This window comes from Pseudoalteromonas fuliginea, from assembly GCF_000690055.1.
GTDB classification, from domain to species: Bacteria; Pseudomonadota; Gammaproteobacteria; order Enterobacterales; family Alteromonadaceae; genus Pseudoalteromonas; species Pseudoalteromonas fuliginea.
On sequence record NZ_JJNZ01000008.1, the window covers coordinates 163,926 to 189,097 of the forward strand.

Consider the following 25,172-nt stretch of genomic DNA (forward strand, 5'->3'; position numbering starts at 1 on the left):
TCATCTTCAAACTTTTTTTGAATAAAGCACCGCTGGTAAATCGCCTTGCTCATCTGTATGTGTGTAATTTTTTATAAATTGCAGACCTAACTTTTTCATTATTTTTATAGAGGCTGTATTATCTTTGAGTGCCGTTGCACTTATCGCCTTAACGTCATCTTGTTTTATAAGTTCATCACATAATGCTAAAGCCGCCTCGGTTGCATAACCATGCCCCCAACTTGATTGCTTAAAACGCCAGCCTATTTCAATATCACCGTAATTTGGTGCATCACTAAAAAAATCCATAGGCCTTATTAATACCCAGCCTATAAATGTATTGGTTTGCTTTATAGTGATACTCCACAGCCCCCAGCCTTTTAGCTCATTTCGATATGCGAGCATACGAGGTACTCCCTCATTTTTTATTTGCTCTAAAGAGGTAGGCACACCTCGCGTTAAATACTGCATTACAGCTGGGTCTTGGTCGAGCTCAAATAATTGAGGCCAATCATGCTCATTCATTAATTTGAAATTTAATCGTTTTGTTACGGGGGCGTTCATTTTCATTGCTGTATAGTCTACCTTGAATTAATTATCAGTCTCTAAAGGAGATAGCACATGAATAAATTAGCAGGTTTAGCTTTATTAGGCACTTTAATTACATTAACTGGTTGTGAAGATGCCAACGAAGTAAAAGAAGATGCAAAAGATAAAAGCGCACAAATGCAAGAAAAGCTTGGTGATGCATGGAACGACGTTAAAGAGACAACTAACGATCTTAAAAATGACGAGTCTTTAAACGAGCTATTAGAGCAAAGTAAAACAATGGGCTTAGACATGTACGACGACGGCAAAGAGATTGCGGTTGACGCATGGGTTAAAAGCAAAGAAGCTGCTGGCGAATTAACTGAAAAAACCAAGCAAAAAGCGCAAGAAATTGCTGACGAAATTGAACAAGCGCGTAAAGAACATAACGAAGGTTAATTTTACCTTCAATAATAAAAAAGGAAAGCCTCGGCTTTCCTTTTTTGTTTTCAATATTTGTTAATACTGACTAATTATAGCTCAAAATCTTTTTTGAATTTCAAACCAAACTCGCTGCGGTCATTACTGCGCATTACACCAACAAAACCTGATTGTTGTAAGCGACCTACATCATAAACTTCATTTAGAACATTCTCGCCGTATAACGTTACTTCCATATCGCCATATGGATTCGTGTACGAAATATTAAAGCCAACCAATTCTCGAGAATCAATCGTTTCACTTTTGTTAAAAACAGATTGACCTTGCATATCACTTCTAAATGAATAATTAGCATTAAGTGCTAACGTTCCGCCATTACTTAAATCCATAAAGTAAGATGGTGCAATCATTACAGTCCAGCGAGGTGTCAGTGCTGGTGAATCACCTTTACCAATACCTTGAACCCCTTCTGATACTTCGGTAATTTCAGAGTCTAAGTAGCCTACCGCACTTCTAATTGTAAAATCATCAGTAATAGCCACTGTTGTTTCAAGCTCAATACCTTGCGCTTTAGATTGACCAGCATTTTCGACAATAGTCACAAACCCACCACCTGAAGTAGGGTCAGAGAACGGTAATGCTAAATCGGTGTAATCAGTCACAAATACCGCAAGCATCATAGACACATTTTCGTGTACTTGACCCTTTAAGCCTATTTCGTAGTTAATCGCTTTTGTTTCATCAAACGATACAAACTGGTCTGGCCCGCCAAATGGGCGCGGTGGGAAACCACCTGTTTGATAGCCTTTTTGAACTTGCCCATAGACATTCATATTATTGCTAAGCTGATAAGAAGCATTTATATCCCACGTAACTGCATCAAAATCTGCACTGACATATTTACGAGTTGGGAATGATGGGAATATAGCATTTGCATCTTTTTCATCTTGTGAATAGCGAAGACCACCACCAAGCGTTAAATCGTCAGTTAAATCGTAGCTGGCATTGATGTACGCGGCATATGAGTTAGTTTCTTGGTTAATTTCAAAGTCGCCGTAACCACCAAACGATTCCGTTACACCATCATTTAATAAACCATTAGGTGTATTAAATGGGCTAAAAACAAACGGACCTGAACGTGTAAAGCCATCTTCATTAAAGAAGTAAAGACCCGATACAAAGTCCATATTATCGAATGTGGCGTTTAGCTGAACTTCAAAAGAGTACTGATCTGCACCGCCCTCTTCAGGGAATTCAGATAAGTTTAAAGGTGATGCATCGTCATCTAAGCCACCTTCATACTCAGATGTACGGTAGCTTGAAATGAATTTAGCAGTATAAGTATCGTTAATTGCCCAATCAGCGGTAAACGATGTACCCCAACCTGAGTAAGACGTAGATTCAATACCAGCAACCGTTGTGCCTAGATCATCTGGGTCTGATGGTATTAAATCTTGAGTCAATAATGGGAAGTCTCCATTAAACACATCGTTTGCATCTAGCGAGTCAGTTAATTCAATTGTGTAAGGCGATTGACCTGATTCGTTATCAACTCCATCTAAAGCAAAAGTGAATGCTAAATCGCTATTCGCTTGCCATTTAAGGGCTACACGACCACTAAATTCTTCTTCCTCACCAATTTCTTTCTCTGGATTTGCTAAATTAACAGCTTCGCCCACACCATCACGTGTTTTGTACGATGCACTGGCAGACATACTCAAATCATCAGAAAGCGCGTTATTAAAATACACATCACCAGCAATTCGCCCACGGCTACCAACTTTTGCTGTCGTTGTAATAATGCCTTCATCACCGGGTTGTTTTGTAATTACATTTACTGCACCACCTAATGTATTACGGCCATATAAAGTACCTTGTGGACCACGAAGTACCTCAACACGCTCAACATTAGGTAATGATAAATTAGAACCCATTTGACGGCCTAAATAAACGCCATCTAAGTATACGCCTACACCTGGATCAGTAGTTATTATGTGATCTTGCAGACCAATACCACGAATAAATACAGAGGCATGTGCTGCATTACCAACACCGTAACGGGTGATGTTTAAGTTTGGAACATATTTACCAATATCTTCAAGATTACTCATGTTGGCTTTATCAATTAAGTTGGCACCAATTGATGTGATAGCGGTTGGAGATTCGAACAGACTCTCTGTACGTTTACGCGCTGTTACTTCGATTTTTTCAAATGCATCTTGTTTTGCTGTTGTTTTAGCTTCTTCAGCATGTATTGAGGTCGTCAGTGCAGCAAGAATTGCTATGCTTAGCTGTGAGAGGTTTCGTAGTTTCAAAATATTCTCCAAAGGATACCGTATGATAAGTTATGCGTTTATATTTTGATAATATAAATTTCAGGCATAAAAAAAGACGCTAAATAGCATCTTTCCTCTGGAGGGGTATTATATGGCAGAATTGTGAATAAATGTATAAATTTTTCATAAAACATCTATAAAAGCGACTTATGTTGTTACTTAACCTGAACTCCGGTTAAGAGATTTACTAATATAGTGAACCATGGTGATATTTAAATTTATTTTTTTTAGCCCGATATTCTCAATAAAAACAAGGCGAATTTACGCCTCAATAGCTGGCCTGTTGCAAGTAAATTCAACGCAGTTAGCGCTGAAAATAACTATTCGAGATAGATTTATTATCCAGTTATCAAATTAATTAACGCAACCACAGTTCGGGTTTATCTACATAAAGCTTATCAAAAAATTTCGTTATACATTTATAGCCTTCTGACTTAATCTCGTAAAATGATAAAGTTAAACAACAAAATCATTCTGTTAATTAGATAAATTGTTTTTATGCTACTACAATTAAAGTGAATTAACATTTAAACAACAAGTAGGAAACATACATGAATAAGCTATCAGTAGCAGTAGCGGTTTGTTGCGCGCTTGCAACAAACTATGTAAATGCCGAAGTAAGAATTAATGGCTTTGCATCAATTATAGGCGGTAAAAGTCTAGATAGTGAGCAAACTATTTATGGTTATGACGACGACATATCATTTAAAAATGAAAGTGTTTTTGCATTACAATTATCAGCGGATTTACAAGAGAAATTAACAGCCACTGCACAGATTGTTGCTCGTGGTGACAATGATTTTGATGCCGATTTTGAATGGGCTTATTTAACATATCAATTAAACGATGAAATACAAATAAGCGCAGGTAAAATGCGAGCTCCATTTTATAAGTACTCTGACTTTTTAGACGTAGGCTATGCATACAGATGGGTACGCCCCCCACAATCAGTATATAGCATTGCTTTTTCAACATATGAAGGATTAAGCTTGCTATATGATACTCAGATGGGTGATTGGGACTCTTCATTACAACTTATTTATGGATCGTATGATGGAAACCTCAACGGCTCTGCTTCTAAAACTATATTAAATGATTTTACTGGTATTAACTGGTCTGTAACACGAGACTGGTTTAGTGCGCGAGTAGCATATTTACAGGCAGAGTCATCTACAGAGCTATCAACCGATAGCTCACTATATGGCTTATTAGCGACATTGAACGAAAATGGTCTTGTCGAGCAAGCAAAAAGTTTAGATATAGATGAAGAAGATGCACGGTTTTACGCTTTAGGCTTTTCTATAGATTATAATGATGTGCTTTTTGATGCTGAATACACTAAGTTAAACCCAGGTGACAGCCTACTACCAGAAGAAACACAATACTATGCATCTATCGGTTATCGAATGGATGAAATAATTGTTCATTTTACTTATGAAGATAATGATGATGCTAATGACTCATCAAGCTATGATCAAATACCAGAGATCCCTGCACTAAACGCTGCAATTAATGGCTCTTTTGATGCATTCAATGCCCAAGATAATGTCTATACAATAGGTGTTCGTTATGATTTTCATCCTTCAGCAGCCTTTAAAATTGACTTCAGCCGATATGAAAATAACATAACAGACACTGAAACTGAAACTGAAACTGATGTTGTTGCTGTCGGCGTTGATTTAGTATTTTAATTGGAGCAAATGATGAAAAAAATTATTTTAGCTGGCGTATTTTCATTGTGCTCAATCAGCACCTTTGCAGAAGTAGCCGTTATTATTAATCCGAGCAACGCAAGTAATATTGATGCGGACACAATCAAAAAGATCTACTTAGGAAAAAGTAAGTCATTTGACAATGGAACAAAGGTCAATCCGGTAAATCAAAATGACAATGCAATAGCCGACGAATTTAATGATAAAGTTGTTGGAAAATCGAGTAACCAACTTAATGCGTACTGGTCGAAACTTATATTTACAGGCAAAGGAACTCCCCCTGTAAAATTAGATAACGACCAAGCAGTGCTAGATTTTGTAGCAGCAAATGGTGATGCTATAGGTTATGTCGAAAGTGGGAAAGTAAATGATAAAGTCAAGGTCGTTGGAAAGTTTTGAGACTAACCTTATTGTTAAGTGCTTATCCGATATAAAACAGCGTTAGCAATACACATATTTAAAATATGAATTAACAAAAAATACAAAAATTGTAACTTAGCCTGCTAAGTTACAATTTTTTTTGTCATTGAATGACCTTCCATTTTCAACTAATTAAAACCTCAATAATCCCAACAATATTAATCGTCAATACTTATCCTGTGTCGGGAGTCACATTATTAATATAAAAAATAACAACAATTCGTATAATTATTATTATCACCTTTAAAAAGAAGCGCTTATATTTTATATAATAATATAAACGTCTCTATTTATTAGATATATTTTAAATAAGTACCTATAATGAAAATGAAATCAACATTTAAATTAAACAGGAAATACATATGAAAAAGCTATCTGTAGCAGTAGCGGTATGTGCAGCTTTAGTATCAAGTTATACAAGTGCTGAAGTACGAATAAATGGATTTGCATCAATTGTTGGCGGAAAAAGCCTAGATAGTGATAGCACATTATATGGGTATGACGACAACATTTCGTTTAAAAACGAAAGTGTATTTGCGCTGCAGTTATCTGCGGATTTGCAAGATAAGTTAAGCGCAACAGCTCAAATTGTAGCCCGTGGTGATAATGATTTCGACGCGGAGTTTGAGTGGGCATATGTTACTTATGAGTTTTCAGATGAGTTGCAGTTAAGCGCAGGTAAAATGCGAGTTCCTTTTTACCGTTATTCTGACTTTATTGATGTAGGCTATGCCTATAGATGGGTTAGGCCTCCACAATCTGTTTACAATATTCCATTTTCAACTTATGAAGGCTTAAGTCTACTCCACAATACTCAATTAGGTGATTGGGATTCAACCCTACAGGTTATTTACGGTGGTTTTGATGGTGAAATTGATGCTGTAAGTGCTAACGATAAAGCCGAGTTAAACAATTTTGCAGGTATAAACTGGACAATGTCACGCGATTGGTTAAGCCTTCGTGCAGCTTACTTAGTTGCTGAAACCTCTTTTGAGCTTGATTCAAATGACTCAACAGGCGCAGCATTGAACGGCCTGGAAGATATACTTAGAGCAAGTAATTTGACTAGCCTAGCGGATGATATAGCTATTGATGAAGATAATAGCACATTCATTGGTTTAGGTTTTTCAATTGACTACAACGACATTTTGTTTGATGCAGAATACACACAGCTTGAAGTTGAGAACAGTATTTTAGCTGAGCAATCTCAATATTATGCATCAGTAGGTTACAGATTAGATGACGTTATTATTCATTTCACCTATGAAGACAATGACGATAAACATGATTCTTCTCGTTTTGATAAAATTCAAGCGATTCCAAGTCTTAATGCCGCAGTGAATGGCGCTTTAGAAGGTGTTCGTGCACAAAGTAATGTTTACACTATTGGTGCTCGATACGACTTCCACCCTTCTGCTGCATTTAAAATAGATTTTAGTCGATTTGAAGATGACATAACAGATACAGAAACTGATGTTATTGCTGTAGGCATAGACCTAGTATTTTAATTGGAGCAAACCATGAAGAAGTTAATTTTAGCCAGTGCACTAACATTATGCTCAATCAGCGCCTCTGCTGAGGTAGCTGTTATCGTAAATGCGAGTAATACAAGTAACCTTGATGCAGATACAATCAAAAAGATTTATTTAGGTAAAAGTAAATCATTTGATAATGGTGCGAAAGTGAATCCAGTAAACCAAAATGGCAATAGTGTTGCCGATGAGTTTAATGATAAGGTTGTTGGTAAATCGAGTAGTCAGCTCAATGCCTATTGGTCAAAGCTGGTATTTACAGGTAAAGGAACCCCTCCTGAAAAGCTAGATAATGATCAAGCAGTACTCGACTTTGTTGCAGCAAACAACGACGCAATAGGTTATGTTGATAGTGCAAAGGTCAATGATAGCGTAAAGGTAGTTGGTAAATTTTAATTTACTGATGAATAAAAAAACCACAATTATTTTTAATTGTGGTTTTTTTGTTTTAATAAATATAGTTACTTAAAAGTATTACTACTCTATTCTAAATTTAGCTGTTGCATCTAATAAGTTATCTGATAGGTAATGAAGGTTTTTAGCAACATCACGTGCTGCCAATAATGAGTCCATGGTATCCTCAAACGATACGTGCATATTCGATACGTTTTCTACTACCATTGCAGCTACAGAGGTTTGTTCTTCCGTAGCAGCAGCTATTTGAGAGTTCATTCCATTTATTTCGAGCATTTGCTCTGCAATTTTTTCAATAGAAATCCCTGTTTTTTCTGCTGCGGTCGCATTATCAGTAGCCATGTCTCTTGCCGAAGTCATCGCTGTCACAGATTCATTAGCAGCCGTTGTTAATGCACCTAATAACTCGCGTATTTCATTGGTCGAATGTGCTGTACGAGATGCTAATTCTCGAACTTCATCAGCTACAACAGCAAAACCACGGCCATGCTCACCAGCACGAGCTGCCTCAATGGCGGCGTTAAGTGCAAGTAAATTAGTTTGATCTGCAATAGAAGTAATTACATTCAATATTTGTGATACATTTTTTGTATCATCCGCCAGTTTATTTATTGTAGTAGCAGCTTGGTTTATTTCATTACTAAGCGTGCGAGATGCAGTTACTGACATCTGTACTTGAGTTCTGCTTTGTTCGACCTCTTTTTCTGCTGTTTCAGCAGCATGGGAAGCACTAGCGGCTGATTGAGAGATATCACCAACGCTTTGCTTCATTTCTTCCATTGATTGCTTAACAATTTCAGCATCGGTAGTTTGTTTCGTTGTGGCACGCTCAGCTTGCTCCATCCCCTGAACAAGTCGCGTAGAATTTTCCATCAAAGGTTCGCACACGGCAATAACCTCAAGTACAGTTTCTCTAAGCAGAGTAATAAACGCATTAAAGTTAATTGATACTTGCCCTATTTCATCTTCAGAGCTTACTTTTAATTGTGTACTAAGAGAGCCTTTACCGCTTGCTAATAAGCTTAAGTTATTTGCAGCATCACTAGCTGACGAGCCAATCCCTCTGGCAATCCAGACGGCCATAAATAATAGTAATATTAACGATACGACGGATACGACTAGCATTAAAGTTAATGCATAGTCAGAACGATCTTTGGTACTAGTAACAAGTTCAAAAAAACGATTGTCTGCTTTTTGTTGCGCACTTTTAAAATTACTTAAGACCTCGTTATAAAGAGATGTTTTTAACTGAGCTTGCTGTTGAATTTTACTAAAATCAGCAGTGCCACTAACCATCCCATTGGCAATAATCGAAGATATTTCTTCATAATTAGCTAACTGCTTTTTTGTCTCACTGTTTATATAGGATTCATTTATCTGTTCAATTAAATTAATATTCGTTTCTAACAATTTATAAGTGTCACTTGCTTTAACAACAAGGTCTTGCTCACCGAATGTGACAGCTTGAGTATAAAGCTCGTCTAACTTTTCTAAAGTACTAACATTTTCTGAAGTAAGCTTAACAACCTTGTATGTAGAGCTCTCCATTTCATTAAGTGATATCCTATTATCATTCATTGCAAAATAATTGATCAGAACGATCGCTAAAAAAGCCAAAACTGCAATACATGTTATTGCATGTATTTTTTTAGTTATGCTTAGGTTTTGAAAAGAGAAGCCTGCGGCCATATTGATTACCTTATTTTATTGTCTATAACTATTATCGGCTTAATAACCATAAGTGTTAACTATATTTGTAATATTTCTAGTTTTTTTGTGATTTTTCGCGAATTTATAAGAAATAATGTAAAAACAGGCTTGAATAGTTCGAAAAACAATCAAAATTATTTTTATTAAAAAAAAACCAGTAACATTGCTGTTACTGGCTTATTAAATTTGGTGCGGATGGGGGGACTTGAACCCCCACGCCCTAAAGCACCACCCCCTCAAGGTGGCGTGTCTACCAATTCCACCACATCCGCATTTCAAGCTTTCGCTTAAGTGTTAAACTTAATGATTTAAATGAGGAATATAAATCGTCTAACATTTATTTAAGTTAAATTAATTTGGTACGTCAGAGCTTTTCTCTTTCGTAGATGTTACAGGAACATCCTCTTCTACAGGAGACACTGTTTCAACTGCAGGCGCTGCTTCTAGATTTTCCCATTCGTCAGTCTTTTTAATTTGACCCGCAGTAAGGTTACCTAAAACAATGCTTAAAACAAAAAATACAGTTGCCAAACTTGTCGTTGTTTTCGTCATGAAATTACCAGCACCTGACGATCCAAAAACAGTAGCAGACGCACCGGCACCAAATGAAGAGCCCATATCTGCGCCTTTACCTTGTTGGATTAAAACCATACCAACTAATGCCAAGGCAACAACTAAATAAACTACTAATAAAATTTCGTACATCTTATACGGTTCCTTCTGCACTTTTACAAATTGCAATAAATGAATCTGCTTTTAGACTAGCACCACCAATTAGGCCACCGTCTATATCTGTTTGTGCAAATAATAATTCGCTATTTTTTTCATTAACGCTACCACCATATAAGATGGTAAGCCCTTGTGCTAAATTGCCATCTAATGAAGCAATTTTATCACGGATAAATTTGTGAACGTTTTGTGCCTGTTCTGGCGATGCAGTTTTACCTGTGCCGATGGCCCAAACGGGTTCGTATGCTATCACAGAATCTTTTAGTGCCGCTACACCTAATTTATTAATTATTGCATCAATTTGTGTAGAAACGACAAGCTCAGTTTTACCATTTTCTTGCTCTGTTTCACTTTCACCCACACATAAGATTGGAATGAGACCAACATTTTGAGCTCGAGCAAATTTTTCAGCGACCGTAGTATTACTTTCATTATAAATACTACGTCGTTCTGAATGACCTACTAGCACGTACTTCGCGCCTAAATCTTTAATAAGTTTCGCATCAACTTCACCGGTAAAGGCGCCTGGTTCGTTTTCAGAAACAGTTTGCGCTCCTGTACAGACTCCGGTTAAAACCATTGATGATACTAATGGGAAAGGGGGAAATAAGACAATGTCTATCTCTTTTGATTTAACATTGTTGATGGCACCAGACATTTCTTTAATTAGCTCTAACGAACCGTTCATTTTCCAGTTGCCTGCGACCATTGGCTTGCGTATTGCCATTTTTCCACTCCACATTAGAAAGCGGGCGAGATATTAACTTTTCTCGCCCAAAGTTACAAGAGGTTATTGTTATCAATCAGTTTATTTGCTCATAGATTCGACAACTGTCGCAATTTTTTGCGCACTATCGAGTACTATTTTTTCTTGTTCTGCTTCAACCATAACACGCACAACAGGCTCAGTACCTGATTTACGAAGTAAAACGCGCCCTTTATCGCCTAAGCTTTTCTCTACTTCGGCAACAGCTGCAAGGACCTCTGTTGTACTCGTTGGATCAGTTCCCGGTGTATAACGTACGTTAATCATTTTCATTGGGTATTTAGTAAAGCCTGCACCTAAGTCTTGTAGAGTACGGTTTTGTGCAACCATTGCAGCCAATACTTGTAGGCTTGAAATAATACCATCTCCGGTACTTATCAAATCTAGATTTAGAACATGGCCCGAGCTTTCCCCACCAATTTTCCAACCCTTCTGTTGCAGTAATTCCATAACGTAGCGATCGCCTACTTTACTACGTGCGAACTCAATTCCTTTGGCTTTTAAAGCATTTTCAAGACCCATGTTAGACATAACAGTCCCAACTACGCCACCACCTAAGTTATCTTCTTGGGCTGCTTGACACGCAATTATATAAACTAGATCATCACCATCAAATACACGGCCATTATGATCAACCATCATAACGCGATCACCATCACCATCATAAGCAATACCTACGTCTGCTTTAAATTCAAGTACTTTACGTTTAAGTGTATCTACGTGTGTAGCACCACATTCATGATTTATGTTTACGCCATTTGGCTCACACGCATGGGTAATTACTTCAGCACCAAGTTCGCGCATAACAGAAGGAGCAATATGATATGTAGCACCATTAGCACAATCAACGACGACTTTGAGACCCTCTAATGACAAACCTTGTGGAAACTGACTTTTACAAAATTCTATGTAACGACCATCTGCACTGACTAAACGAGATGCTTTACCTAATTTATCAGATGCAACGCAAGTCATTGGCTCATCAAGCATCGCTTCTATTTGAAGCTCTACGGAATCAGCTAGCTTTAGGCCTTGTCCGTTAAAAAACTTAATACCATTATCGTAATAAGGGTTGTGTGATGCACTAATTACAATTCCCGCTTCCGCACGAAACGTTTGCGCTAAATAGGCAACAGCAGGCGTTGGCATAGGGCCAAGTAACACGACGTCAATACCTGCGGCAATTAACCCAGCTTCAAGTGCTGTTTCAAGCATATAACCTGAGATACGTGTATCTTTACCAATAATTACTTTTTTAGTGCCACCCAGAGATAAAACACGCCCTGCAGCCCAACCTAATTTCATAGCAAACTCTGGGTTAATAGGTGCTGTACCAACTAATCCACGCACTCCATCAGTGCCAAAATATTTTCTTTCTTTCATTATTGTATTCCTTGTTCGCAGGCTCGTAATACACTAAGCACGTCTGCGGTTTCTTTTACGTCATGTACGCGAATAATTTTTGCGCCATTTTGCGCCGCGATTAGCGCACCTGCTAAGCTACCTGCCAATCGCTCACTTGTTTCTCTATTTAATAAATTACCTATCATCGATTTACGAGATAAACCAGCCAATAATGGCAAACCCAATTTATTAAAATCATTAAACTTAGCCAATATTTGATAGTTATGGTTAAGCGTTTTTCCAAATCCAAAACCGGGATCTAGGATAAGTCGTTCAAACTTAATCCCGGCTGTTTCACAGGCTTTAATACGTTGACTAAAAAACATATTTATATCTGCAAACAAATCATCATAATGAGGTGCACATTGCATACTGCGAGGTTGCCCTTGCATATGCATTAAACAAATTGCTACATCTTCATAGTGCGCAACCGTTTCTAACGCATCTAATTCTTGCAAAGCTCTTACATCGTTGACTATATCAGCCCCTGCGAGTATTGCTTGTTCCATTACTTGCGCTTTACTGGTATCAATTGAAATAACGCAATCACTGTGCTCACGTATTGCTTTAATAGCGGGAATTACGCGGGCAAGTTCATCTTTCAAACTCACATCTGGCGCGCCGGGGCGGGTAGATTCTCCGCCTATGTCTACAATTTTCGCACCATCATCCAGTAACTGCATTGCACGTTTCAGTGCTATTGTTGGGTCTAAAAACTGCCCACCATCAGAAAATGAATCCGGCGTTACATTTAATATTCCCATAATAACGGGCTTTTCAATATTAAGCGTACGTCCTCTGGGAAGCTTTAATATGTTAGTCATTGCCAACCTTTATTCTTTTTCCAATAAAATTAAATTAATGATCTATTATAGCGATAAGTAAATAGCTTAATTACAAGGCGGAATTATGATATATAGTTATTCTATATAAATAATTTCTCAGCGAAGTTAGTGAGTTATTTAATTCGCTAGAATGAACATCTATCAATAAAATTGGTATAAATAACTGATACAAAAAAGCCCCGAAGTACGGGGCTTTCATTCGCTATTTTAACGATTATTCAGCTTTATCATCAAGGTTTGTTTCATCTTTTTTCGATGAATCATCCGATTTTTGACTTTCATCGCTAACTGGCTCTTGAGATTCTTCAGCTTTTACCGGTTTTGCTTCATGGCGGTCATGTGCATCACGCGGTTCACGCACTGGTTGGCGCGCCATTAAATCATCAATTTGCTTAGCATCAATAGTTTCATACTTCATCAGGGCATCTTTCATTGAGTGAAGAATATCAATGTTTTCTTTTAATATTTCTTCTGCTCGTTGATAGTTACGATCTGAAAGTAATCGAACCTCTGCATCAATTATCTTTGCTGTGTCGTCTGACATGCTAGATGCACGACTGCCGCCGCCACCCATATACATTTCATTTTGATCTTCAGCATAAAGTAACGGACCTAGCTTTTCACTTAAACCCCAGTGTGTAACCATTTTACGAGCAATATCTGTAGCTCGTTCAATATCATTACTCGCACCTGTTGTTACTTTATCAGCACCATAAATAAGCGCTTCAGCAATTCGACCACCGTAAAGGCTAGAAATCATTGATTCTAAAAGCTCTTTTGAATGACTAACACGGTCTTGTTCAGGCAAGTACATTGTTACACCTAGCGCACGGCCACGTGGAATAATAGATACTTTGTAAACTGGATCATGTTCTGGCACCATACGGCCCACAATTGCGTGACCTGCTTCATGATACGCAGTCATTGCTTTTTCTTGCTCGCTCATCACCATGGTTTTGCGTTCTGCACCCATCATGATTTTATCTTTAGCAGCGTCAAATTCAGCCATACTTACAACACGTTTATTACCACGTGCAGCATAAAGTGCAGCTTCGTTTACTAAGTTCGCTAAATCAGCGCCAGAAAAACCAGGTGTACCACGTGCAATAAGTGCCGCTTCAACGTTATCGCCTAATGGCACTTTACGCATGTGTACTTTAAGTATTTGCTCACGACCACGAATATCAGGTAAACCTACTTCTACTTGACGGTCAAAACGACCTGGACGAAGTAATGCTGGGTCTAATACATCTGGTCGGTTAGTTGCTGCAATAACGATAATACCTTCGTTACCACCAAAGCCATCCATTTCTACTAGCATTTGGTTAAGTGTTTGCTCACGTTCGTCGTTACCGCCGCCCATACCAGCACCACGTTTACGACCAACAGCATCAATCTCATCTATAAAGATAATACAAGGCGCTGCTTTTTTAGCTTGCTCAAACATGTCACGTACACGTGATGCACCAACACCTACAAACATTTCAACAAAATCTGAACCAGAAATTGTAAAAAACGGTACTTTCGCTTCACCCGCAACAGCCTTTGCAAGTAACGTTTTACCAGTACCAGGAGGACCAACCATTAGTACGCCTTTAGGAATACTACCGCCAAGTTTTTGAAACTTAGAAGGGTCACGTAAAAAGTCTACCAATTCGGTAACATCTTCTTTCGCTTCATCACAACCAGCAACATCTGCAAACGTTGTTTTAATTTGATCTTCGCTCATTAAACGCGCTTTACTCTTACCAAATGACATAGCGCCTTTACCGCCACCGCCTTGCATCTGACGCATGAAGAATATCCATACACCAATAAGCAGTATCATTGGGAACCAAGAAATAAATATACTTGCTAAAAATGACTGTTCTTCAGGTTTTACACCCTTCACATTCACATTACTTTTTAATAAGTCATTTAAAATATCTTTGTCATAAATAGGCATAATCGTTTGAAAACGTTCGCCACTGGTTTTAGTACCTGTAATTGTCCCACTGGTACTTTCAATTGCCACTTCTTGTATAGAGCCATTTCGGGCGTCTTTAACAAATTGACTATAGCTTGTCTGACGATCAACTTGATCGCCACCATTAAAGCTCTGAAAGACTGACATCAGCACAACTGCAATGACCAGCCATAGTATTAAATTTTTCGCCATATCGCTCAAGGGGTTAACCTCTTGTATCCAATTAATTTAAATTCAACTAAACGCCAAGCAACTGTACTACAGTTTGTATCCAGTCGCTACTATATATACTTCCCGAGAACGGGCACGCGAGGCATCAGGTTTACGTATCTTCACTACTTTAAAACTATTACGTACGTCTTGTAAGTATTGATCAAAGCCTTCACCTTGAAACACTTTAACAATAAATGCACCATTTTTCTTTAGTACTTGGCTACACATATCTAATGCAAGCTCTACTAAATACATACTACCAGCTTGATCAACTGAATTATTACCACTCATATTTGGTGCCATGTCAGAGAATACCACATCAACATTTTTCCCATCAATGCGTTTTAATAATGCATTTAATACAGCCTCCTCACGAAAGTCACCTTGTAAGAAGTCTACACCTGCAAGGGAATCCATCGGTAAAATATCACATGCTATTACTTGACCTTTATCACCCACTTTTTCGGCTAAATACTGTGACCAACTACCCGGCGCGGCCCCTAAATCTACCACTGTCATACCCGGACGCAGTATTTTATCTCTGTTCTGAACTTCATCTAATTTAAAAACCGCTCTAGAACGCCAGCCTTTTTTTTGCGCTTCTTGAACATATTTATCATCAAAATGTTCTTTCAGCCATCGCTGTGAACTGGCTGACTGTTTTTTATTTGTCATAAATTAACACGCAACTAATTAGTAATATTCTTTAGATGGCGGTAGAATACCCTTAATTCAAGCCATATTCAGCAAAATTTGTATAAACATGACATTATCAAATAAACAAAAGCAGTTTTTAAAAGGTCAGGCACATAGCCTCAAGCCAGTAGTTTTACTAGGTTCTAACGGTTTAACCGAAGGCGTAGTAATGGAAATTAAAAGTGCGTTAGAAATTCACGAATTGATTAAAGTGAAAGCGCCGACTGACGATCGTGAAACTAAAGCTCTTATTTTTGAAGCTATCGTACGTGAAACTGGTGCGACTAAGTTACAAACAATTGGTCACACTATTGTACTTTATCTTCAAAGTGCTGAGAGAAAAATACATTTACCACGTAACTAAATTACTATTTTAAGTAACCTAGTGTGTTTAATGAAAAAACCAGCTTAATGCTGGTTTTTTGTTATTTTACGTTTTAAATTAAAAACTCATTTTATGATGGGTTACATCATATTCACTGCCAGTACTACTGGGCTTCTTATTTAATATAAAGTACTGAGTAAATTGTGTTTCACTCATTGCTGGCACTTTTTCATTCGAAAGTAGCTCGGCTAATTGCGGTGTTGTATTACTGTGCCCAATAACAACAACTACACCTTTTAGTTTTAGTAACTCATTTTTTAAATCACTTAGCTCACCTGCGTTATACACATTTACGTCGATATTAAAATATGCCTGCAAAGGAGCTGCTGTTTGTAACGTACGTTTATAGTTGCTGCTGAAAATATGTATCTTTTGATATTCTTTAAAAAAAGTAACTAAATTATTTGCACGTGCCTTTCCCGCCTCTGAGAGCGCTGGATTTTTACCCGCTAATTTTTCGCTATGACGAAACAAATATATTTCATCCGGTGTTGCAAATGCCAAACTACAATTAAATAACATAACTAAAAAAATGATTGCTAATATTATTTTATTATTCATATTTTTTTACCTCGTTTGTATTCTAATAGTCTGTCGATGAATTCAGTCGTTAGTTCATTGATTACGCCAGTTTCAGCATTAACTATTAAGCTAAAACCAATATTTAAGTGAGGAAATACAACCACATCACTCCTATAGCCTTGCACCCACCCGCTATGATAATAAAGCGTTTCTTCCGCGTAGTTATAAACACGCCAGCCTAAGCCGTAATATGCTTCATTAAGATGCTTTTTCCACACCCTGCGATACAGTTCTTTTTTTGTATGTGTATAAGGACGTGTTTGTTTTGCTAACGCATCTAGCGATAGAACATCAGGGTATTGTCCTAGTTGCGCTTTTAACCAAATAGCCATATCACTTGCACTGGCATTAACACCTGCTGCGGGCCCTACTTTATAGTAATTTTTTTTAAGTTTAGCAGTATACCAACGCTTTTTACCACGCACGTGAGGGAGTGCAAAATTTTTATCTTTTACCATACCGTCATAACCTAAACTGGCATCTGCCATTTTCAGAGGTAAAAAAACAGCTTTACTTAACCATTGGGAATAATTTTTATTTGTAGCGTGAAAAATCACATCGTCAATTAAGCTAAACATTACATTTTGATAACCGTAGCATTGTCCGGGTTCACAAATTGGCTTAACGCTAAGTAGCTTTTCAACAATATCGGGGTAGCGCATACGCGACTCAATTAAGTTATCGTATGCATTTGGTACTAAACCACTTGAGTGACTTAAAAGGTGAAATACTTTTAAATCATCTTCATACACTGTGTTTTTGAACTCTGGAATATAATTACTTATTAGTTCATCTAACCTTAATATACCGTCAGAGGCTAGCTTTGCAGCTAACGAACCTGCAAAGGTTTTAGACACAGATGCCAATCTAAAACGAGTATGAGCATCAACACTTTGCCCATTACGTGCTTTGGTAGCTCCTATCGGATGAATGTAGTCACTATTTTGAATATTAACTATCGATAATGCCGCACCGGGAATACCTTTACTCTTTAGTTTCTTTTCGGCATAGCGACCGTACTTTTTTACAAATGAATCCCAACCGGGATCCGTTTTTGCTACGACATCTATGGAGCTAAGCAATAAACACAGCGCTAAAAGGCTATACAATACAGAAGGGAGGTACTTCATTTTTTATAATTTTTATCTTTTTAAACTACATCTAGGTACATAATATCATGAAGTTTTGTTTGGACTAACGTACAATACGACGATTATTGTATTTTTAGTGGGTGTGAAGTACTTATGCGTTTTTTAGTTGTGTCACTTTTTATTTTATTTTTAAGCGGGTGTGTTATCACAAAACAACCAGCGGAGCCTTTGGCTATGCCGTTGAAGCCTAACTTAAAAAGCCAAACATACCAGCTTGAATATGAAACGACTCATTCGTCACCAAAAGTTAAATCTGTTCAATTACCTGCGCATAAAGTTATAAAAAATCAAACTGTTAAGATAATTTCAGACAAAGCAAGCCTAACAGACACACTATTATCGCAAATAAGCCAAGCATTAAACGACAAAGCATTAAAAGTAACGACAAAAAATAATAGTGACTATGTTCTTACTATACAGCAGCTTGATTTGTCATTTACAGACGATACAAAATATTTAATTAAACAGCCACAAAAACCCTTTTCGTTTTATACAGAGGTTGCCCAACAGTACCCAATTCAACAATGTGCCACTATTTTTGCTCAAGTCAGCATGCGTCTAACTCATAAAAAGTCTGGCGACATTGTCTGGTTTGCTAAGTCTTCAATCGACAGCGCAAGCTTTCATCGTGAGCCGCTAGTGTATAGTTTTAATGAAGAACAAAAAATTACGAATGAATTAGAAGTTGTTGCCTTTATCCACCAGCAAAATACAGAAGAGGCACGTTTAGCAAGGTTAGGTAAAGAAATACAAATTCCTAGCTACAAAACACTATCTAAGTTATCAAGCTTAACAAAGCTTACCGGTCCATGTAATCGTACAGAAATAAGTGCATTAACCCCCATGATGCAATTTTATTTAAGCAGTATATTAATCGATAAAATTAAAGTTCAGTAATTTCTAATGTTTGCTACATTTTTTTACAGATTTAAGGAACGTATTAACAATATACTACGCTTTATAACATATAATAATTAGGCTCTTTTGAGATGAAAAACGCTTTACTTAATTATACTTTTTTTATCATTACACTCCTATGTATGAGTATTTTTAGTACTTCAAGTATGGCAAGTAATCGTTATTATGCTGATAACACCTTAGAGCCAACTCAAGGTTTTGCATGGGATTGGAGCGCTGGTGTTGGTTATCATATCGGTGACTCTTACCTAATAGGTGTCGACTCTTATGACCATGGAATGCTGGTTGACTTAACACTTGCCCTATCTTATGAAAATTTTTATCTCGACTTTGATCATAATCAACTAAGTGGCGGCCTTGTTGTAGGTTACAGCCTGATAGACAAGTTTGATTGGGGTCTCGATATTTTAGGTACAAATGTTCAAAGTGGCTTTAACGATAAAGGACTAGGTCTATACAATGATGGCATTATCGATGAGTTAAGGGGTATAAAAACACGTAACTACGATTTTGATACCGGACTCAGATTAACTCGTCGATTTGAAAACTCACAAATTTCTTTTGAATACCTTCATGACATTTCTGGCACACATAATGGCTGGATCGTAAATACCTTTTTTAGCCATATTTTACCCTGGCGTAACTGGGAGTTTAGAACTGGAGTTGGGTTGAGTGCTTACTCTAGTGACTTCACCAATTATTATTTTGGTATAGACAGTAGTGAAGCGACGAGTGATCGTCCAATTTATAGAACAAATGCAAGTAGCAGTATGATGTTTGAATTCCATGCTGAGTACCCAATTAACCAAGATTGGGTCTTTTTAGCAGGATGGCTGACGACTTGGTTTTCAAATGAGATTGATGAAAGCCCTATTATTACTCGAAGATATCAACACCAAGCCAAGGTAGGCCTTCGTTATGTATTCTAGATGGGTCTGTGCTTTTCTGCTTTTCCCTACGGCATTTTTATCAAAAGCAGATGAAATGCCCAATGCTCTTATTGCGCTTCCAGATACTTGTGTCGCACTTAGAGAAGGAAGAAACTGTTATGCTGATATCACTCTAACATGGCATCAGCCAACGTTTGGCAATTACTGCTTACGCGATGCGACCTCAAAGTACATTATGCAATGCTGGCTTAAACAAAAGGAAGGAACTTTTAATTATGCTTTTGATTCACAGCAGAGTATCTCATTTGAGCTCTTTGATAGTAATACATCTAAAGTTATTAGCCTTACAGAAGTAAAACTACAGTGGGTATATCAAAACAGACAAAAGAAACGCCGTTGGCGATTATTTTAATAAACACATTAAGGATAATTTATGAATAACTACGGCACTATTTTACTCGTTGAAGATGATGTATCGCTCGCTCAGTGGGTTGCAGAATACTTAACGGAGCAAGGTTATACGACCCATGTATGCCATCGAGGCGACGAGGTTATTGGCCAAGTAAAAACCTTAAATCCTAGCATTGTCCTACTTGATATTATGCTTCCTGGACAAGACGGAATTAGCGTATGCAGAGAACTGCGTAGCTTTTATAACTCCCCTATTATAATGCTCACCGCACGCGATGAAGAAATGGATGAAGTAATAGGGTTAGAAGTTGGTGCAAGTGACTATGTCATGAAACCCGTTCGCCCTCGTGCACTTTTAGCTAGAATTAAAGCTGCACTTCGCCAAAATAATGAACCAAACAAATCACTGGCAAACGAAAAATTAATAACGGTTGGCGCGCTGAGTATTAACACAGAATCTAGAAGCGTAAAATTAAACGATCTTGATATAAATATATCCAGCGCAGAGTATTTACTTCTTCACTATTTAACGAGTAATGCGGGTCAAGTCGTATCACGTGATGCTGTTTTTAAAGCAACAAAAGGCCGTGAGTATGACGGCTTGGATAGAAGTGTTGACGTACTTATTTCAGCACTGCGCAAAAAATTTAATGATGATCCACAAAATCCGACTAAAATTAAAACTATATGGGGACGAGGTTACTTACTCGTATCTACCGCATGGTAAAAAGTGATACATAAGTGAAGAAGTTTTATATTTCACTACTTAGCAGTGCGCTTTTATCTATCGTTGTACTTGGCTGGTTAATTGATGCATTTAGCCAACAAACACAAACCTCAGAAGATGAATTTAGTGTGCAAAGTAAGATGATAATGGGCTTTAGCAAACAATTAGCTAATATCCCAACTTCTGAACGTGGTCGTTATGTAAAGCAACTAGCGAATGAGTTTAATTTATTAATTGATTACAAGCACAATGAATCTCTCGCACTACCTCCTTCATTATTATTACAGATGCACACTGCCGGTGGGTTGATTTTAGAAGATCAACAAGGCTTCTATATGCTTTATAGTAGTCAAATATTAAGCCCCTTTCATATATCAATGCGGTTAGACAAACGCGTAGATACTGAGCAGCGCAATGATATATTTTTAACACTACTATTTTATGCTGGTTTGTGCGTATTTATGGGGTTTATTATTACCCCTCTTGCAAAGCGCTTAACAGTCTTAAATGAAGCAGCTAAAAAGTTTGCCTCAGGTAATGTACAAGCAAGAATTAAAGTATCGCACTTCACCTACATAAAAGATGTAGAGCTCACATTTAACAGAATGGCCAGTCAGATAGAAAAACTAGTCGCCGAAAATAAACTAATGGCGTCAAGCTTATCTCACGATATTCGTACACCCATTGCGTGCCTGCGCTTTGGATTAGATGCGGCTATTGATAGCTATGATGAGCAACAAATAAAAAAATATTTATCCCGTATGGAAAGCGATTTAGACCATATGGAGTCTATGTTAAAAAGCTATTTAGCCTTTGCAACGCTTGAGCAAAATGCCAACAAATTGACCTACTCTTCAACTAATATTAAGCACTATCTCAGTGATATATTAATACAACTTGCACCTAAATTTGAATCGCAAATGCTCAACGTACAACTTAATAGCTCAAGTGACATTATCAATGCCGACTTACATTGGCTTGCTCGTGCAATAACTAACTTATTAAATAATGCTTGTGACTTCGCAGAGCTACATATTTATCTAAGTGCTAAAGTGTACGAACACCAGCTTGTAATCACTGTTGAAGACGATGGTCCTGGTATAGCAAAAGAAAATTTTAACAACGTATTTAGCCCATTTTTCAAAGAAGAAGAACATCGTAACCGCGCAGATAAAAGCTATGGGCTAGGCCTTGCGATTGTTGAAAAAGTAGCTGATTGGCATCATGGCAGCGTAAAAGTAAGTAAAAGTAACCAATTAGGTGGAGCCTGTTTTACACTCATTATCGATCAACATCACAAAGCGTAAAGCATTAATTACACCCTGTAATTAACATTTTAAAAACAAAAACAACCTGTTAACTATAACTATACAGTAACATTTATTAAAAACATCGCGTATACCATACTACTGGCATACTAAATTGTGTGAGATCAGCAAATAAGCACTTTTTATTTTTTTACATTTCCAGTAGATTGTCTGCGCCGTCAAAAAATAGAGAAGTACAATAATATGAGCGCAGTTAGAGGCGAGTTTAGTTCTCGTTTTGGTTTTATTATGGCCGCCGCAGGTTCTGCTGTTGGCTTGGGTAATATTTGGGGATTCCCTACACAAACAGCCAGCAATGGTGGTGCTGCTTTTTTAGTAGCATATTTAGTACTCGCGTTCTTTTTGGCTTACCCAGCTTTAATGGCCGAACTTATGATTGGTCGCCATGGTCAAGCAAATGCAGTTTCATCGCTTCAAAAAATATCTAATAGACCTTGGCAAAAACACTTCGCGTTTATTGTGGGTTTTGGCGGTATTTTATGTGCTGGATTTATATTAAGTTTTTACGCGATTGTTGCCGGTTGGATGCTCAGCGCAACAGCAGAGCCAATAGCGACGCTTGTTGGTGCAAACTCTACATCCACATGGCTAAGCGAGCAATCACTTACGCGAAATATTATATTTACTATGGTCTTTATCTTATTAACCGTCGCTATTATTAGTCGAGGTGTTGAAAATGGTATAGAAAAATGGTCAAAGCGTTTAATGCCTGCATTACTGGGAATTTTATTTTCATTAATTGCTTATGTAATGACGCAAAATGGCGCAATGGAAGGCTTAAAGGCGTACTTAGTTCCTGATTTTTCTTCTATTTTTGATCCTCAGTTATTAGTCAGTGCGTTAGGCCAAGCTTTTTTCTCATTATCATTGGGTACCAGTGTAATGATTATTTATGGCTCATACATTAGTAAAAAAGAGAACCTCGTTTCATTAGGTGCTTATGTAACCCTTATTGACGTCTTCATTGCCTTTGTAGCAGGTTTACTTATTATTCCTGCAATGTATGTCGCTCAAGCACAAGGCGTAGAAATATTTTCACCGGTAACAGGGAAGCTGTTATCAGAAGATACATTAGTATTCCAAGTACTACCTGCATTATTTGATGGTATGGGTAGCGTAGGCTTATTTGTTGGCTTTGCATTTTTTGCGTTGATGAGCATAGCAGCGCTAACATCATCAATCTCAATGCTTGAAGCACCGGTATCATACACAGTAGAACGCTTTGCAATGAAACGTGTGCAAGCTACTTGGTTCATTGGCGCTTTAATTGCTGTCGTTAGTATTACAATTGTATGCAATCTCAGCTCTTTATTTGGTCTGGTTATAACACTTACAACGAAAGTTGCCCAACCGCTATTAGGGTTAATGTGTTGCATATTTGTTGGTTGGATTTGGTACAGGGGTTCACTACTCAAAGCTATTCAGCAGGGAAACCCTGAAGTCCATAATACATTTTTTTGGAAAATATGGCCTTGGTATACTAAGTTTGTATGCCCACTAGCAATAGGTACAGTTTTTTTACATTCGTTATTAGGTTAAGCACTATAAAAATAGCCCACATTTGTGGGCTATTTTGTTAGCTATTAAATTAAGTCACTTAGCGTAACTAAAATCACTAAACCACTTTTAAAATCATGTCTTGATGAGGAATACCATCTTCAAGGTACTCTTCCCCCACACTTTCGAAACCAAATGAGCGATAAAAGTCGAGTAAATATGTTTGCGCGCCAATGTAAATATCACGCTCAGGCCACTGGTCTTTACAACAATTTATAGCTGTAACTACAAGCTCACTTGCATAACCTTTGCCTCGTACCTTTTCATTCACTAAAACACGCCCTATTGAGCTGTACTGCGCGTTTCTATCATAACAACGAGCGTAGCTAAGCAACTTATTATTATCAATGCTATATATGTGCCGAGTAGTTACAGCAACATCATGATCATCAAGCTCTGGGTAAGGACAAGCCTGCTCAACTACAAACACATCCACCCGACCACGAACAATAGTAAAAAGTGTATGTGTATCAAAAGCCTCAAATGACTCACATTTAAACTGCATATTAAATCCTATAGACAAAAAACCCAGCCTAAGCTGGGTTTATTTAAATCACTGGCGAGTATTAAGCAAATAAACGCTCTAACTGATCACAAAGCTGTGAAAGATTAACATGATCATGCTCTATTGTTACGTCAATATAACCATCACCTTTAAAAGCACGATCGAGCTCAATTAAAACATGTGTTTTATGCGCTTCCGGCACAAACGACAATTCAATTTCCTGAATGCCAAATAAGCTTCTGCTATTAGGTTTATATTCAAGCTCTTGATAACAGCCAGATACAGACTGAAATGTAGATGCGCGTAAATGCCCCTTCTCCACATCAGCTTTAGCTAAGCTAAAACCTAATTTTTCCATTGCCTGCATACAGGTTTTAACTGCTTCATTAGGGTAAATATGCAAATGGTCTTTATCAGTAGGGTCAAGTGCTAAATCAATATCCAAACCAGTTTCTAGCCAAACGTGAGATTGATTGTAACCTGCATTAATTTCTGTAATTGGTGTTTCAGAGTGAAGACGCGCCTCAAAAGGAATACTTTTAACTTCGCCAGGCTCAATTGTACCAATTTCAGTGATGCGCCACTGATCAATTACATGATTAGTAAAATAGTCCCCATCATCTCCTGCTACTTTAACACGAGTCATTAGTAGCAAATCTAATCCTGATATTTCTTGGCTTACATTACCTGCAGTAATCACAATTTGTGCATTGAAAAGCTGGCCTGGTTGCAAGTGCTCTGTCTCTAAAATAGTGTCTACTTTAGCGGCACCAATACCTACCGATGCTAAAATCTTTTTAAACATATATTTCTCCTTAAGCTGAGCAGCTCTGTTATATGCTCTAACTTAAACCTCTTCGTTATCGCATCTTAACCATATTTAAAAGCGGTTGTCAGTGAAAAAGTGTTATTTACATGCTATTTACGATTAAATACGTGTTATATGAGCATTTTTCATACGCAGTAAGGTATCAACTTCATTAAATGAGCATGTCTTTACACTATATTTATTTTCATTGATATGAGT

At 37.5% G+C, this 25,172-nt stretch carries 25 protein-coding genes and 1 tRNA gene; 12 read left to right on the forward strand and 14 right to left on the reverse strand.

Features of this window, described 5'->3' with window-relative positions:
• Nucleotides 1–6 precede the first annotated feature (6 nt).
• Nucleotides 7–549, reverse strand: a complete 543-nt coding sequence (locus DC53_RS17140) for a GNAT family N-acetyltransferase (protein WP_008138626.1) — start codon at nt 547–549, stop codon at nt 7–9.
• 51 nt (nt 550–600) lie between these two features.
• On the opposite strand from DC53_RS17140, the gene DC53_RS17135 reads away from it, so the two are divergent.
• Nucleotides 601–966 carry a hypothetical protein gene (locus DC53_RS17135; protein WP_008138625.1) on the forward strand — a complete coding sequence of 122 codons (366 nt, stop codon included), beginning with the start codon at nt 601–603 and terminating at the stop codon, nt 964–966.
• 74 nt (nt 967–1,040) lie between these two features.
• Here the strand turns inward: DC53_RS17135 and DC53_RS17130 are convergent, their stop codons facing one another.
• On the reverse strand, nt 1,041–3,263 hold the full coding sequence (locus DC53_RS17130) for a TonB-dependent receptor (protein ID WP_033028579.1): 2,223 nt from the start codon (nt 3,261–3,263) through the stop codon (nt 1,041–1,043).
• 572 nt (nt 3,264–3,835) lie between these two features.
• Between DC53_RS17130 and DC53_RS17125 the strand changes: the two genes are divergently transcribed.
• The 4 genes from DC53_RS17125 (at nt 3,836) to DC53_RS17110 (ending at nt 7,344) form a co-directional block, all read left to right on the forward strand.
• Complete coding sequence (locus DC53_RS17125) at nt 3,836–4,975, forward strand: porin (protein ID WP_033028580.1); 1,140 nt, start codon at nt 3,836–3,838, stop codon at nt 4,973–4,975.
• Between the two features lie 12 nt (nt 4,976–4,987).
• Entirely contained in the window at nt 4,988–5,395 is a 408-nt protein-coding gene (locus DC53_RS17120; protein WP_033015656.1) for a type 2 periplasmic-binding domain-containing protein, read from the forward strand.
• A 383-nt stretch (nt 5,396–5,778) separates the two neighbouring features.
• Entirely contained in the window at nt 5,779–6,924 is a 1,146-nt protein-coding gene (locus DC53_RS17115) for a porin (protein ID WP_008136002.1), read from the forward strand.
• A gap of 12 nt (nt 6,925–6,936) precedes the next feature.
• Complete coding sequence (locus tag DC53_RS17110) at nt 6,937–7,344, forward strand: type 2 periplasmic-binding domain-containing protein (protein ID WP_007377777.1); 408 nt, start codon at nt 6,937–6,939, stop codon at nt 7,342–7,344.
• Between the two features lie 81 nt (nt 7,345–7,425).
• Here the strand turns inward: DC53_RS17110 and DC53_RS17105 are convergent, their stop codons facing one another.
• The 8 genes from DC53_RS17105 to rlmE all read right to left on the reverse strand — a co-directional run bounded on the left by DC53_RS17105 (nt 7,426) and on the right by rlmE (nt 15,670).
• Nucleotides 7,426–9,051 (reverse strand): methyl-accepting chemotaxis protein, encoded by a 1,626-nt coding sequence (locus DC53_RS17105; protein ID WP_033023762.1) that lies wholly within the window; start codon nt 9,049–9,051, stop codon nt 7,426–7,428.
• Nucleotides 9,052–9,259: 208 nt separating this feature from the next.
• Nucleotides 9,260–9,344 (reverse strand) — tRNA-Leu (locus tag DC53_RS17100).
• Nucleotides 9,345–9,423: 79 nt separating this feature from the next.
• Nucleotides 9,424–9,777 (reverse strand): preprotein translocase subunit SecG, encoded by a 354-nt coding sequence (gene secG, locus DC53_RS17095; RefSeq protein WP_007377779.1) that lies wholly within the window; start codon nt 9,775–9,777, stop codon nt 9,424–9,426.
• Nucleotide 9,778: 1 nt separating this feature from the next.
• Nucleotides 9,779–10,528 carry a triose-phosphate isomerase gene (gene tpiA, locus DC53_RS17090; protein WP_008136765.1) on the reverse strand — a complete coding sequence of 250 codons (750 nt, stop codon included), beginning with the start codon at nt 10,526–10,528 and terminating at the stop codon, nt 9,779–9,781.
• A gap of 81 nt (nt 10,529–10,609) precedes the next feature.
• Complete coding sequence (glmM, locus tag DC53_RS17085) at nt 10,610–11,950, reverse strand: phosphoglucosamine mutase (protein WP_007377781.1); 1,341 nt, start codon at nt 11,948–11,950, stop codon at nt 10,610–10,612.
• A complete protein-coding gene (gene folP / locus DC53_RS17080; RefSeq protein WP_033028581.1) occupies nt 11,950–12,795 on the reverse strand; it encodes a dihydropteroate synthase in 846 nt (281 codons plus the stop codon). Before folP ends, glmM begins: the two co-directional genes overlap by 1 nt.
• Nucleotides 12,796–13,030: 235 nt before the next feature.
• Nucleotides 13,031–14,974, reverse strand: coding sequence for an ATP-dependent zinc metalloprotease FtsH (gene ftsH, locus DC53_RS17075; RefSeq protein WP_033015932.1), 1,944 nt, complete (start codon nt 14,972–14,974; stop codon nt 13,031–13,033).
• A gap of 66 nt (nt 14,975–15,040) precedes the next feature.
• Entirely contained in the window at nt 15,041–15,670 is a 630-nt protein-coding gene (gene rlmE / locus DC53_RS17070) for a 23S rRNA (uridine(2552)-2'-O)-methyltransferase RlmE (protein WP_007377784.1), read from the reverse strand.
• A gap of 88 nt (nt 15,671–15,758) precedes the next feature.
• Between rlmE and yhbY the strand changes: the two genes are divergently transcribed.
• Nucleotides 15,759–16,055, forward strand: coding sequence for a ribosome assembly RNA-binding protein YhbY (gene yhbY / locus DC53_RS17065; RefSeq protein ID WP_007377785.1), 297 nt, complete (start codon nt 15,759–15,761; stop codon nt 16,053–16,055).
• A 78-nt stretch (nt 16,056–16,133) separates the two neighbouring features.
• Here the strand turns inward: yhbY and DC53_RS17060 are convergent, their stop codons facing one another.
• The gene (locus tag DC53_RS17060; protein WP_007377786.1) at nt 16,134–16,637 is read right to left on the reverse strand and encodes a SixA phosphatase family protein; all 504 of its coding nucleotides are present in this window, start codon (nt 16,635–16,637) and stop codon (nt 16,134–16,136) included.
• Nucleotides 16,634–17,788: a serine hydrolase domain-containing protein gene (locus tag DC53_RS17055; RefSeq protein WP_007377787.1), complete on the reverse strand. Its 1,155-nt coding sequence runs from the start codon at nt 17,786–17,788 to the stop codon at nt 16,634–16,636. The genes DC53_RS17060 and DC53_RS17055 overlap by 4 nt, the downstream gene beginning before the upstream one ends.
• Before the next feature lie 114 nt (nt 17,789–17,902).
• On the opposite strand from DC53_RS17055, the gene DC53_RS17050 reads away from it, so the two are divergent.
• The 6 genes from DC53_RS17050 (at nt 17,903) to DC53_RS17025 (ending at nt 23,622) form a co-directional block, all read left to right on the forward strand.
• Nucleotides 17,903–18,706, forward strand: coding sequence for a hypothetical protein (locus DC53_RS17050; protein ID WP_007377788.1), 804 nt, complete (start codon nt 17,903–17,905; stop codon nt 18,704–18,706).
• 92 nt (nt 18,707–18,798) lie between these two features.
• Entirely contained in the window at nt 18,799–19,656 is an 858-nt protein-coding gene (locus DC53_RS17045; RefSeq protein WP_007377789.1) for a MipA/OmpV family protein, read from the forward strand.
• Nucleotides 19,646–20,029, forward strand: a complete 384-nt coding sequence (locus DC53_RS17040; RefSeq protein WP_033023763.1) for a DUF3019 domain-containing protein — start codon at nt 19,646–19,648, stop codon at nt 20,027–20,029. The genes DC53_RS17045 and DC53_RS17040 overlap by 11 nt, the downstream gene beginning before the upstream one ends.
• Nucleotides 20,030–20,050: 21 nt before the next feature.
• Nucleotides 20,051–20,755 (forward strand): response regulator, encoded by a 705-nt coding sequence (locus DC53_RS17035; RefSeq protein WP_007377791.1) that lies wholly within the window; start codon nt 20,051–20,053, stop codon nt 20,753–20,755.
• 14 nt (nt 20,756–20,769) lie between these two features.
• Entirely contained in the window at nt 20,770–22,062 is a 1,293-nt protein-coding gene (locus DC53_RS17030; RefSeq protein WP_007377792.1) for an ATP-binding protein, read from the forward strand.
• 204 nt (nt 22,063–22,266) lie between these two features.
• The gene (locus tag DC53_RS17025; protein ID WP_033028582.1) at nt 22,267–23,622 is read left to right on the forward strand and encodes a sodium-dependent transporter; all 1,356 of its coding nucleotides are present in this window, start codon (nt 22,267–22,269) and stop codon (nt 23,620–23,622) included.
• Nucleotides 23,623–23,698: 76 nt separating this feature from the next.
• Here the strand turns inward: DC53_RS17025 and DC53_RS17020 are convergent, their stop codons facing one another.
• Together DC53_RS17020 and DC53_RS17015 are read right to left on the reverse strand one after the other, a co-directional pair.
• Entirely contained in the window at nt 23,699–24,145 is a 447-nt protein-coding gene (locus DC53_RS17020; RefSeq protein WP_008136946.1) for a GNAT family N-acetyltransferase, read from the reverse strand.
• 61 nt (nt 24,146–24,206) lie between these two features.
• Nucleotides 24,207–24,950: a sporulation protein gene (locus DC53_RS17015; protein WP_033028583.1), complete on the reverse strand. Its 744-nt coding sequence runs from the start codon at nt 24,948–24,950 to the stop codon at nt 24,207–24,209.
• Between the last annotated feature and the right edge of the window lie 222 nt (nt 24,951–25,172).